General features: G+C 64.6%; 9 protein-coding genes. 5 read left to right on the top strand and 4 right to left on the bottom strand.

Annotated elements, in window-relative coordinates; genetic code table 11:
• Positions 1 to 57: 57 nt before the first annotated feature.
• The 4 genes from frr to rpsB all read right to left on the bottom strand — a co-directional run bounded on the left by frr (position 58) and on the right by rpsB (position 3,415).
• Positions 58 to 618, bottom strand: coding sequence for a ribosome recycling factor (gene frr / locus LPB04_RS15780; RefSeq protein ID WP_193685467.1), 561 nt, complete (start codon positions 616 to 618; stop codon positions 58 to 60).
• Between the two features lie 51 nt (positions 619 to 669).
• Entirely contained in the window at positions 670 to 1,386 is a 717-nt protein-coding gene (pyrH, locus tag LPB04_RS15775; protein WP_193685466.1) for a UMP kinase, read from the bottom strand.
• A 222-nt stretch (positions 1,387 to 1,608) separates the two neighbouring features.
• Positions 1,609 to 2,517 carry a translation elongation factor Ts gene (tsf, locus tag LPB04_RS15770; protein ID WP_193685465.1) on the bottom strand — a complete coding sequence of 303 codons (909 nt, stop codon included), beginning with the start codon at positions 2,515 to 2,517 and terminating at the stop codon, positions 1,609 to 1,611.
• A gap of 148 nt (positions 2,518 to 2,665) precedes the next feature.
• Positions 2,666 to 3,415, bottom strand: coding sequence for a 30S ribosomal protein S2 (gene rpsB / locus LPB04_RS15765; protein WP_193685464.1), 750 nt, complete (start codon positions 3,413 to 3,415; stop codon positions 2,666 to 2,668).
• 324 nt (positions 3,416 to 3,739) lie between these two features.
• Here rpsB and map point away from each other — a divergent pair, with 324 nt between their 5' ends.
• From map to LPB04_RS15740, 5 genes are all read left to right on the top strand, one after another.
• Positions 3,740 to 4,564: a type I methionyl aminopeptidase gene (gene map, locus LPB04_RS15760; protein ID WP_193685463.1), complete on the top strand. Its 825-nt coding sequence runs from the start codon at positions 3,740 to 3,742 to the stop codon at positions 4,562 to 4,564.
• 5 nt (positions 4,565 to 4,569) lie between these two features.
• Positions 4,570 to 7,149, top strand: a complete 2,580-nt coding sequence (locus LPB04_RS15755) for a [protein-PII] uridylyltransferase (RefSeq protein WP_193685462.1) — start codon at positions 4,570 to 4,572, stop codon at positions 7,147 to 7,149.
• Positions 7,150 to 7,180: 31 nt separating this feature from the next.
• Positions 7,181 to 7,927 (top strand): pseudouridine synthase, encoded by a 747-nt coding sequence (locus LPB04_RS15750; RefSeq protein ID WP_193685461.1) that lies wholly within the window; start codon positions 7,181 to 7,183, stop codon positions 7,925 to 7,927.
• Between the two features lie 205 nt (positions 7,928 to 8,132).
• Complete coding sequence (locus LPB04_RS15745) at positions 8,133 to 8,975, top strand: phosphate/phosphite/phosphonate ABC transporter substrate-binding protein (protein ID WP_227496438.1); 843 nt, start codon at positions 8,133 to 8,135, stop codon at positions 8,973 to 8,975.
• Entirely contained in the window at positions 8,972 to 11,803 is a 2,832-nt protein-coding gene (locus LPB04_RS15740) for a putative bifunctional diguanylate cyclase/phosphodiesterase (protein WP_227496437.1), read from the top strand. Before LPB04_RS15745 ends, LPB04_RS15740 begins: the two co-directional genes overlap by 4 nt.
• Positions 11,804 to 11,972: the final 169 nt, after the last annotated feature.

Here is an 11,972-nt window from a genome sequence, read left to right as displayed (position 1 = left end):
CGCGTACTACTTTCGGTTACGTCTGCTTACTAGTTTGCACGCCGGAAGGCAGGCATCTTACACGGTCAGGACTTCTTTTTCCTTTTCCGCGACCATCTTGTCGATGTCGGCGACGAACTTGTCGGTCAGCTTCTGGATTTCGTCCGAGGAGCGGCGCTCGTCGTCTTCCGATGCCGTCTTGTCCTTGACCATTTTCTTCAGCTGCTCGTTGGCGTCGCGGCGGATATTGCGCACGGCGATCTTCGCGTCTTCCGCTTCCGATTTCACCAGCTTGACCATTTCCTTGCGGCGTTCTTCGGTCAGGGCCGGGGTCGGCACGCGGACCAGTTCGCCGAAGGTCGATGGATTCAGGCCGAGGTCGGAATCGCGGATCGCCTTTTCGATGGTGCTCAGCATCTTCTTCTCGTACGGCTGCACGCCGATGGTGCGCGCGTCGATCAGGGTCAGGTTGGCGACGCCGGTCAGCGGCGTCGGCGAACCGTAGTAGTCGACCATGATGTGGTCGAGGATGCCGGTGTGGGCGCGGCCGGTACGGACCTTGGCCAGGTCGGAACGCAGGGTTTCGATGGACTTGGTCATGCGCTCTTGCGCATTCTTCTTCACGTCAGCTAAGGACATGCTGCTCTCCTGTTATTCAGTATATTCTTCAGTAACTGCGATTGTTAAAACTTAAACGTGTACCAGTGTACCTTCGTCTTCGCCCATGATCACGCGCTTGAGGGCGCCGGGCTTGACGATCGAAAACACCTTGATCGGGAGTTTCTGGTCACGGCACAGGGCGAACGCGGTGGCGTCCATCACCTGCAGCTGCTTCGAGATCGCCTCGTCGAACGAGATCGACTCGTAACGGGTGGCGTTCGGGTCCTTCTGCGGGTCGGCAGTGTAGACGCCGTCGACCTTGGTTGCCTTCAGGACGATCTGGGCGCCCACTTCGGCGCCGCGCAGCGCCGCTGCGGTGTCGGTGGTGAAGAAGGGGTTGCCGGTGCCGGCGGCGAAGACGACGACCTTGCCCTCTTCCAGGTATTGCAGCGCCTTCGGGCGCACATACGGCTCGACCACCTGGTCGATGCCGATGGCCGACATCACGCGTGCGGTGATGCCGACATGGCGCATGGCGTCGGCCAGTGCCAGCGCGTTCATGACGGTGGCCAGCATGCCCATGTAGTCGGCGGTGGCGCGGTCCATGCCCTGCGCACCCGGCGCGACGCCACGGAAGATGTTGCCGCCGCCAATCACGACCGCCAGCTCGACACCCAGCTCCGCCACTTCCGCGACGTCGGCGACCATGCGGTCGATGGTAGCGCGATTGATGCCGAACTGATCGTCGCCCATCAGTGCTTCGCCAGACAGTTTAAGCAGGACTCGTTTGTAGGCTGGTTTTGTCATGATGAAGCGCTCTCCTGTATGTTTGATTCGAATTCGGTTCCGGCCGCAGGCTCGTGGCCTGGAGCCTCATCTGCAAATGTACAGATGGCGGCGAAACTGGCGCGCACGCTCCGGGGAGGCGGCGCCGTGTTTCGCGTGGGCCGGCACGGGTGCCGGTCCCACGAAACCCGGCCGATGTAAACGACCGGGTTAAAAAAACGGGCCTTGCGGCCCGCTTTCACATTACTGCTTGTTGGCAGCCATCTGTGCCGCGACTTCTGCTGCGAAGTCGTCGACCTTCTTCTCGATGCCCTCGCCCACGACGTACATCGTGAAGCCCTTCACCGTGGTGTTGGTTGCCTTCAGCATCTGCTCGATCGACTGCTTGTCGTTCTTCACGAAGGTCTGGTTCAGCAGCGACACTTCTTTCAGGTACTTCTGGACCGAACCTTCGAGGCGCTTGGCCAGGATTTCCGGCGACTGGGCCGGCTTGCCTGCGGCAGCGGCTGCGTCTGCATCTTCCTGGGCCTTGAGCTGGGCGACCGAACGCTCTTTCTCGATCAGTTCAGCAGGAACGCCTTCCGACGACAGGGCGACCGGCTTCATCGCGGCGATGTGCATCGCGACGTCCTTGCCGACCTGCTCGTCCGCGCCTTCGTAGTCGACCATGACGCCGATACGGGTGCCGTGCAGGTAGGAAGCGAGCTTGCCGGTGGTTTCGAAACGCTGGAAGCGGCGCACGGTCATATTCTCACCGATTTTGCCGATCAGTGCCGAACGCAGCGCGTCGAAGGTCTGGCCGCCGACGTCGAGTGCCGACAGGGCTGCCACGTCGGCAGGGTTCTGCTCGGCAACCAGCTTGGCTGCCAGGTTGGCCATGGCCAGGAACTCGTCGTTCTTGGCGACGAAGTCGGTTTCGCTGTTGATTTCGACCAGCGCGCCGACGTTACCGGCGATGTACGAAGCAACCACGCCTTCGGCGGTCACGCGTGCCGATGCCTTCGATGCCTTGCCGCCCAGCTTGACGCGCAGGATCTCTTCGGCACGGCCCATGTCGCCTTCGGCTTCGGTCAGTGCCTTCTTGCATTCCATCATAGGCGCGTCGGTCTTCGCGCGCAGTTCACCCACCATCGCTGCAGTAATCGCTGCCATGTTTTTCTCCCAAAATGTGTTCAGTGTCGCGGATGTCCGACTGGAACATCCACACGATAATTTCTTACCAATTCTGTGCTTAAAAAAAGGGGTGCGCAGCCACGGCCCAGCACCCCTTCTTTGCGCGGACCGGAGTCCGCTTTCTTAATTACGCCTGCTCGGAGACTTCGACGAAGTCGTCGCCGCCGGCCTTGACCATCTCAACGACTTCGTTGGTGGCGTTGGCACGGCCTTCCAGGATCGCATCGGCGACGCCGCGTGCGTACAGGGCGATGGCCTTCGACGAGTCGTCGTTGCCAGGGATCACGTGGGTGACGCCTTCTGGCGAGTGGTTGGTATCGACCACGCCGATGACCGGGATGCCCAGCTTGCCGGCTTCGGTGATGGCGCCCTTGTGGTAGCCGACGTCGACGACGAAGATTGCGTCAGGAACGCCACCCATGTTCTTGATGCCGCCGATCGATTTCTGCAGCTTGACCATTTCGCGCGAGAACATCAGGGCTTCTTTTTTCGACAGCTTCTCGACCGAACCGTCTTCCACTTGCGCTTCCATGTCCTGCAGGCGCTTGATCGAGGTCTTGATGGTCTTGAAGTTGGTCAGCATGCCGCCGAGCCAGCGCTGGTCGACGTAAGGAACACCGGCGCGCTGGGCTTCAGCAGCGATCAGGTCACGGGCCTGGCGCTTGGTGCCGACCATCAGGATGGTGCCGCGGTTGGCCGAGATCTGCTTGATGGTCTTCATCGCATCCTGGTACATCGCCATGGTCTTTTCCAGGTTGATGATGTGGATCTTGTTGCGATGACCGAAGATGAACGGTGCCATCTTTGGGTTCCAGAAACGGGTCTGGTGGCCGAAGTGAATACCGGCTTCCAGCATTTCGCGCATAGTAACGGACATGTAATTCTCCAGGGTTAAGTCTTGAATAACGGCCAGTCACCCTATGGGCACCCTTGTCGGCCGCATTCGCGATTTGAATAAATAAAATAGACAACTAAAAATGAACTACTGAGCAACATTGCTGGACCTCAGCCCAAGCAACCCGAGATTCTAGCCGGATTCGGCCCATTTTTCAAGCGTAACAATGTATGCGGGGCGGGTTGCTGCGGACGGCCCGCCCCCTCGCTTCGACGAGGGGCGTGGCTATCCCTTATAATGACGGCATCTTTGCCACGCGCCGTATCGGAGGCGTCGGCCATCCACCGGATTGAATACTGACCGCATATGTCCATCTCCATCAAGACCCCAGACGAAATCGAAGGCATGCGCCTGGCCGGCCGCCTCGGCTCCGAAGTACTCGACTACATCACCCCCTTCGTGAAGCCCGGCGTCACCACCGGCGAGCTCGACCGCCTGTGCCACGAATACATGACCAACGTGCAGGGCACCGTGCCGGCGCCGCTGAACTACGCGCCGCCGGGCTACCCGCCCTTCCCGAAAGCCGTCTGCACCTCGGTCAACGACGTCATCTGCCACGGCATCCCGGGTGACAAGGTCCTGAAAAGCGGCGACGCCCTGAACATCGACGTCACCGTCATCACCAGGGATGGCTTCCACGGCGACAACAGCCGCATGTTCCTGGTCGGCGAACCCTCGATCCTGGCACGCCGCCTGTCGGAAGTGACCTATGAATGCATGTGGCTCGGCATTTCAAAAGTCAAACCCGGCGCACACCTGGGCGACATCGGCTACGCGATCCAGCAGCATGCCGAGAAGAACGGCTACAGCGTGGTGCGCGAATTCTGCGGCCACGGCATCGGCAAGGTATTCCACGAGGAGCCGCAGGTCCTGCACTACGGCAAACCGGGCACCCTGGAAAAGCTCGAGCCCGGCATGATCTTCACGATCGAGCCGATGATCAACGCCGGCCGCCGCGAGATCAAGGAAATGCCGGACGGCTGGACCATCAAGACGAAGGACCGCAGCCTGTCGGCCCAGTGGGAACACATGATCCTGGTGACCGAGACCGGCTACGAGGTGTTGACGCAGTCGGCCGGCACCCCGCCGCCGCCGGCGATCGTCGCCAACAAAGACGCCGTCCCGGCTTAATTACCATGTCCGCCGCCCAGCTGGAGCAGGCCCGTCCCGAACTCAAGGGCCGCCTGAAGACCGAACGCCAGGCCCTGTTCCACGCCTTCCGCGAGGACGGCAAGCCGGAAAAGCTGCTGCGCGGCCTGCGCCACAGCGTCGACGCCATCCTCACCGAAGCCTGGCGCGCTGCGCGCCTGCCCGCCAACACGGCCCTGATCGGCGTGGGCGGCTACGGGCGCGGCGAGCTGTTTCCCTATTCCGACGTCGACCTCCTGATCCTGCTCGGCGCCCCGCCCGACGCGATCACCCAGGCGAAACTGGAAGGCCTGGTCCAGCTGCTGTGGGACCTGGGCCTGGAGATCGGGCACAGCATCCGCACCGTCGACGAATGCATGCAGGAATCAAGCGCCGACATCACCGTGCAAACCAGCCTGCTCGAAGCGCGCCTGGTGACGGGCGACGCGCATCTCTTCGCAGAGCTGGAGAAGCGCTATGCCGAGGCCATGGACCCGCAAGCCTTCTTCCAGGCCAAGACGGCCGAGATGCGCCTGCGCCATGCCAAGTACGAATACACCGCTTTCGCGCTCGAGCCGAACTGCAAGGAAAGCCCGGGCGCGCTGCGCGACCTGCAGGTGATCCTGTGGGTGGCGAAGGCGGCGGGCCTGGCCAACTCCTGGGGCCAGCTCGCCACCCGCGAGCTGATCACCCAGGACGAAGCGCGCCAGCTGATGGAAAAGGAGCGCGCCTTCAAGGACATCCGCGTGCGCCTGCACCTGCAGACCCACCGGCGCGAAGACCGCCTGCTGTTCGACGTGCAGACGGCGATCGCCGAATCGTTCGGGCTGGTGTCGGATCCCTCCGGTCCCGGTGCGCGGCGCGCCAGCGAATACCTGATGCAGCGCTACTACTGGGCGGCCAAGACGGTCACCCAGTTGAACACCATCCTGCTGCAGAACATCGAGGCGCGCCTGTTCCCGCAGCCTGTCGAAGCGGTGCCCATCAACGCCTGCTTCAACGATGTCGGCGGCTTCATCGACATCGCCCACGACGACACCTTCGAGACCACGCCCTCCTCCGTGCTGGCGATTTTCGTCGCCATGACCGAGCGCCCCGACATCAAGGGCATGACGGCGCGCACCACGCGCGCGCTCTGGCACGCGCGCAACCTGATCGACGAGGACTTCCGCGCCGACCCGGGCAACCGCGCCAACTTCCTGCGCATCCTGAAGGCCCCGCAAGGCCTGGTGCACGCCCTGCGCCGCATGAACGACTTCGGCGTGCTGGGACGCTACCTGCCGAACTTCCGCAACATCGTCGGCCAGATGCAGCACGACCTGTTCCACGTCTACACCGTCGACCAGCACATCATGATGGTGGTGCGTAACCTGCGCCGCTTCACGATGGCCGAACACGCCCACGAATACCCCTTCTGCAGCGGCCTGATCGCCAACTTCCGCGACCGCTGGCTGCTGTACGTCGCCGCCCTGTTCCACGATATCGCGAAAGGCCGCGGCGGCGACCACTCGGAACTCGGCAAGGTCGATGCGCTCGACTTCTGCTGGGACCACGGACTGTCCCAGGAAGACACCGAACTGGTCGTGTTCCTGGTCGAGCAGCACCTGACCATGTCGCAGGTCGCGCAAAAACAGGACCTGTCCGACCCGGACGTGATCCAGGCCTTCGCCGCCGTCGTGAAGGACGAGCGCCACCTGACTGCCCTGTACCTGCTGACGGTGGCCGACATCCGCGGCACCAGCCCGAAGGTGTGGAATGCCTGGAAGGCGAAGCTGCTGGAAGATTTGTATCGCATCACGCTGCGCGTGCTCGGCGGCGAGCCGCATTCGGCCGACCGCGAGTTGCGCATGCGCCAGCAGGAAGCGCTGGCCACCCTGCGCCTGTTCGGCCTCCCCGCCGACGCCCACGAGGCGCTCTGGGACCAGCTCGACGTGGTCTATTTCCTGCGCCACGACGCCTCCGACATCGCCTGGCAGACGCGCACGCTGTACGACAAGATCAAGAGCACCAAGCCGGTCGTGAAAGCACGCCTGGCCCCGGCCGGCGCCGGCATCCAGCTCACCGTCTACGTGAAGGACCAGCCCGACCTGTTCGCGCGCATCTGCAGCTATTTCGACCGCAAGAACTTCAGCATCCTCGATGCGAAGATCCACACCACGCGCGATGGCTACGCGCTCGACACCTTCCTCGTCACCGAGGAGAATTTCGCGAAGAACTACCGCGACATCATCAGCCTGATCGAGCACGAACTGTGCGAGCTCCTGACCTCGAACGCGCCGCTGCCGCCGCCGACCCGCGGCCGCCTGTCGCGCCTGTCGCGCCACTTCCCGGTCGCGCCGAGCGTGGAGCTGCGCCCGGACGAGCGCGGCCAGCACTACCTGCTCACGATCGCGGCCAACGACCGCACCGGCCTGCTGTACGCGATCGCCAGCGTGCTGACGCGCTACCGCATCAACCTGCACACGGCGAAAGTCATGACCCTGGGCGAGCGCGTCGAGGACGTGTTCCTGGTCGACGGCCCGAATTTGAACAACCCGCGCGTGCTGGTGCAGCTGGAAACCGAGCTGCTCGACGCGCTGGCAATTTGATACAACCAATCTCACTTACTAATAGCTTCCGATGACCGAACCGCTCCGCCTCTCCAAACGAATGTCCGAACTGGGCCTGTGCTCGCGCCGCGAAGCCGATGAATGGATCGCGCGCGGCTGGGTGCGGGTCGACGGCAAGGTCGTCTCGGAGCTGGGCAGCAAGGTACTTCCGAACCAGCGCATCACCGTCGAGCGCCAGGCCGCGGCCGAGCAATCGAAGCGCGTCACGGTCCTGATCAACAAGCCGGTCGGCTACGTATCGGGCCAGGCCGAAGACGGCTACACGCCCGCCGTCGCCCTGATCAAGCCGGAAAACCGCTGGCCGGACGATCCGTCACCGGAACAGTTCCACCCGACCCAGCTGCGTTCGCTGGTGCCGGCCGGCCGCCTCGACATCGACTCGGTGGGCCTGCTGGTACTGACCCAGGACGGCCGCATCGCCAAGCAGCTGATCGGCGAGACCACCTCGGTCGACAAGGAATACCTGGTGCGGGTCGAGTACACCAAGGGGGGCAAGCTGCCCGATTCCGACCTCAAGAAGCTGAACCACGGCCTCTGGATGGACGGCAAGCCGCTGCTGCCGGCCAAGGTGCGCTGGCAGAACGAGGACCAGCTCAGCTTTACCCTGAAAGAGGGTAAAAAGCGCCAGATCCGCCGCATGTGCGACATGGTCGGCCTGAAGGTGATCGGCCTGAAACGCGTGCGCATCGGGCGCGTCAAGCTGGGCGACCTGCCGGTCGGCCAGTGGCGCTACCTGGCAGCGGACGAGCAGTTCTGAACTTGGTAGGCTCGAGCAGTTCGCAGGAGTCGTTGAGCCCAATGGCTCAATGACGGGCTCACCGGGCATTTGTACCCACGCGGTGATAGTACAGCGCTGCTTACAACACCAAAAGTTGCAATAAGGCATTAAACAAGCGATTTCCGGTATAATCTCTGCCCATCGCGCCCATCGCGCTCGCCTCCTGATTTCCACCATCATGCGCATGTCCCTGCGGGCCCGCTATGCCCTGTCCGTTGCTGTCGTCCTGAGCTCTCCGGCCATGGCTGCGGACGCCCCCGCCTACAATTTTTCGCCCGTCAACCAGTACAACCTGCAAATCTCGGCCAGCTTCTGGAACCCGATCGTGCGCTATGTCTCGCACAAGAGCGGCGTGCGCCTGAACCTGAAGCTCGGCCGCACCTCGGCCGACACGACCAGCTTCATTCTCACCCGCGAAGTCGACTTCGCCTTTACCAACCACCTGTTCAGCCCCGAGCGCGTCAAAATGGGCTGGACCGTGTTCGGGCGGCGCGATGCGGTGCCGGTACGGGCGCAGATCGTGGTGCCGGCCGACTCGCCGGTACGCAGCCTGGCGGAGCTTGCCGGCAGCACCGTCGTCTTTCCCGGGCCCGAAGCCCTGATCGCCTACAAGGTGACCTATGCCCAGCTGTTGCGCGACAAGGTGCCGGTCGACGTTGCCTTTGCCGGCAATATGGACGCTGCCTTCACCCAGCTCTTCAGTGGCCGGGCCAAAGCGGCCGGCGCCAATTCGCAGCTGGTGCAGAACTACGAGAGCAGGGAAAACAAGGCCTTTCGCGTGCTGTGGAGTTCGGCCCCGTTCAACGACCTGGCCCTGATGGCCTCGAATCGGGTGCCGGCCGCCCACGTGCAGGCAGTGGCGCAGGCTTTCCTCGGCATGGGCCGCGATCCGGAGGGCCGCAAGGTCCTCGAGGCCGCCTCGGCACTGATCCACGAGCCGAAACCGGTACGCTTCGTTCCGGCCCGGGACGCCGACTACGCGGCCTACCGCCACTTCTACGAGGCCGCACCGGCCGAACTGCGGTGATCCGCCGCCGCACGATGCTGAGGCTGGCCTGGCGGCTGCTTCCGCGCTCGCTCGCCGGCCGCGTCTTCATCCTGTTCGCCCTCAGCATGCTGGTATTCGGCGGGGTCGGCATGGGCATGTTCTATCGCCACCAGTACCTGCAACACATCGAGGAAACCCAGGACGCCGCGAATACCCTGGTCGAGGTGGCGGCCCAGGCGGTCGAGGACAGCGCCCTGATCGGCGACTACGACACCGTCAAGCGCACCCTGGCGACGATGATGCTGCAGTCGCCCTTCGCCAGCGCCGCCTTCATCGACATGAACGGCGGCGTGATCCGCGTCGAGGCCAGGCGCGATGCCTCGCTCTACCCGGCGCCAGCCTGGCTGGTGGCCCATGTCGGCGGCGAACTGTATGACGTCAACCGCGTCGTCGCCGCCGGCGGCAAGGATTACGGCGTGCTGCGCCTGCATTTCGACGAGCGCCGGCTGGCCTCGCAACTGTGGCTGCTGCTGGTGCAGTCGGCCTGCCTGGCCGCCGTCGTGCTGGCCATCAGCCTGGCCGTGGCGCGCGCCCTGCTCGCGCGCTGGCTGAGGAACCTGGACAACCTGCGCTTCCACGACGCGGCCGCCCCGATCCGCCCCGATGCCCCGCTCGAGATCCGCGAGGCGATCAAGGCGATGAACCGCAGCGCCGCCAGCATGCGCGACGAATACGGCCAGCGCATCGCCTCCCTGATGAACTCCCTGGTGCAGCACAAGAGCGCGCTCGACCAGGCTGCGATCGTCAGCGAAGTCGACCGCGAAGGATTCGTGACGGCCGTGAACGACGAGTTCGTGCGCCAGTCCGGCTACCCGCGCGAGCAACTGGTCGGCCGCGCGCTGGCGCTGGCCGGCGGCGGCTGGTCGCCCGCCACCACGGTCTGGCGCGGCGAGGTCGCGTTCCGGGGCGAAGGCGGCGAACGCCAGTGGTACCGCACGATCGTCCCGATCTTCGACGCCGCGAAAAACGTCGACAAATACATCTGCATCGATTTCGACATCAGCGAGCGCAAGGAATTCGAAAGCGCCATCGTGCGCAACGCCATGCGCCAGGGCCTGATCGCGCGCCTGGGGCGCAAGGCGCTCGAAGCCGGGCCGCTGGTGGAACTGTTCGAGATGGCGGCGCGGCTTGCCTGCGACGGCCTCGGCGTGCGCCATGCGGCGCTGTTCGCGTTCGACCTCGAGGCGGGCAGCGCCTGCCTGCAGGCCTCGCGCGGCTTTCCCGCCAACACCCGCGCCCTACCGTTTCCCTGCCCTGCCGGCAGCGCGGCCGGGGAAACGCTGACGCGCTGGACCACGGGCCTGCTCGGCTTCGAGGACGCCGGCAGCAGCATCGACGCGGTCGTCGTCTGCGCCGGCCGGCCGTTCGGCGCGCTGGCCGTGTATGCCCCCGAGGCGCGCACCTTCCAGGAAGACGAGGACGCCTTCCTGAACGGCCTGGGCAACATCCTCGCCACCGCCGTCGAGCGCGAAGACGCGCGCAACCGGCTGACTTACCTGGCCCAGTTCGACGCCCTGACCGGCCTGCCGAACCGCCACCGCCTGGGACTCTGCCTCGAAGAAGCCATCGCGGGCGCCGCCGAAAGCCGCCGCCGCGCCGGCGTCATGTTCATCGACCTGGACCGCTTCAAGAGCGTCAACGACATGCTCGGCCACAGCGTCGGCGACGAGCTGCTGGCCCAGGCCGGACGCCGCCTGCAGGACTGCGTACGTACCCTGGACGTGGTGGCCCGCCTGGGCGGCGACGAATTCGCGGTCGTGCTGCCGCAGCTGGGCACAAGCAGCGAAGCCGAGCCCATCGCCCGGCGCATCGTCGAGGCGCTGGCGCAGCCCTTCCTGCTGCAGGGCCAGCAGCTGTACGTCTCGGCCAGCGTCGGCATCGCGGCTTACCCGGACGACGGCATGGATGCCGCCACCCTGCTCAAGAGCGCGGACACGGCGATGTACGGCGCCAAGCAGAACGGCCGCAACAACTACCAGTTCTATCTCGCCGAGATGAACGCGAACGCCGCGCTGCGCCTGCAGACGGAACACCAGCTGCACCTGGCGCTCGAGCGCGGCGAATTCGAGCTGCATTACCAGCCGAAGGTGAAGCTCGCCACCGGGGCGGGGATGGGCAAAATCAGCGGCTTCGAGGCCTTGCTGCGCTGGCGCCATCCCGAGCGCGGCCTGGTCGCGCCCTTCGAATTCATCTCGATCCTGGAGGAGACGGGCCTGATCCTGCCGGTGGGCGAATGGGTGATCGCCGAGGTATGCCGCCAGCTGGGCGCCTGGTCGTCCGCCTGGGCATCGGTGCCGCCGGTGGCGATCAACCTGTCGGCGCGCCAGCTCGGCCACGCCGGCCTGCCCGACACCGTGCGCGCCATCGTCGAGGCGGCCGGGGTCGACCCGTCCCTGCTCGAATTCGAGCTGACCGAATCGATGCTGATGCTCGACCCGGAAGCGGCGGTGCGCATCCTCACCGACCTGAAACGCCAGGGCATGCGCCTGTCGGTCGACGATTTCGGCACCGGCTATTCGAGCCTGGCCTACCTGAAACGCTTCCCGCTCGACGCCCTCAAGATCGACCGCACTTTTGTGCGCGACCTGCCCGGCGACAGCGACGACGCGGCCATCACCAAGGCCGTGATCAGCCTGGCGCACAGCCTGAACCTCAAAGTGGTGGCGGAAGGGGTCGAGACGATCGCGCACCTGGACGCGCTGCGGGCCTTCGGGTGCGACGAGATCCAGGGGTATTACGTCGGCCGGCCGGTGCCGGCGGCGCAGTGCGCGGCTCTGATGGCAGAGGAATCGATGGCAGTTGCCTGATGCAGGGGCGTAGGATGGGCTCTCGAGCCCACGCGGTGCAGCGCACGCATATCGAGATGCCAGCCGCGTACCGCGTGGGCACAAGTGCCCACCCTACGGACCCCGCGCACAGTTGAGTTAATACTGAACGTCCAGCGCCGCTCCTGCCACGATTGCATCTTCCATGCGC

Source organism: Massilia litorea, from assembly GCF_015101885.1.
Classification (GTDB): Bacteria; Pseudomonadota; Gammaproteobacteria; order Burkholderiales; family Burkholderiaceae_D; genus Telluria; species Telluria litorea.
The sequence above is the reverse complement of the archived record's forward strand: the minus strand, read 5'-3'. Positions and strand labels throughout refer to the sequence as shown.

Coding starts and splice junctions, on each gene's coding strand:
- map (WP_193685463.1), top strand. CDS start 3,740: ATGTCCATCTCCATCAAGACCCCAGACGAAATCGAAGGCATGCGCCTG.
- LPB04_RS15755 (WP_193685462.1), top strand. CDS start 4,570: ATGTCCGCCGCCCAGCTGGAGCAGGCCCGTCCCGAACTCAAGGGCCGC.
- tsf (WP_193685465.1), bottom strand. CDS start 2,517: ATGGCAGCGATTACTGCAGCGATGGTGGGTGAACTGCGCGCGAAGACC.
- LPB04_RS15745 (WP_227496438.1), top strand. CDS start 8,133: ATGTCCCTGCGGGCCCGCTATGCCCTGTCCGTTGCTGTCGTCCTGAGC.
- rpsB (WP_193685464.1), bottom strand. CDS start 3,415: ATGTCCGTTACTATGCGCGAAATGCTGGAAGCCGGTATTCACTTCGGC.
- pyrH (WP_193685466.1), bottom strand. CDS start 1,386: ATGACAAAACCAGCCTACAAACGAGTCCTGCTTAAACTGTCTGGCGAA.
- LPB04_RS15750 (WP_193685461.1), top strand. CDS start 7,181: ATGACCGAACCGCTCCGCCTCTCCAAACGAATGTCCGAACTGGGCCTG.
- frr (WP_193685467.1), bottom strand. CDS start 618: ATGTCCTTAGCTGACGTGAAGAAGAATGCGCAAGAGCGCATGACCAAG.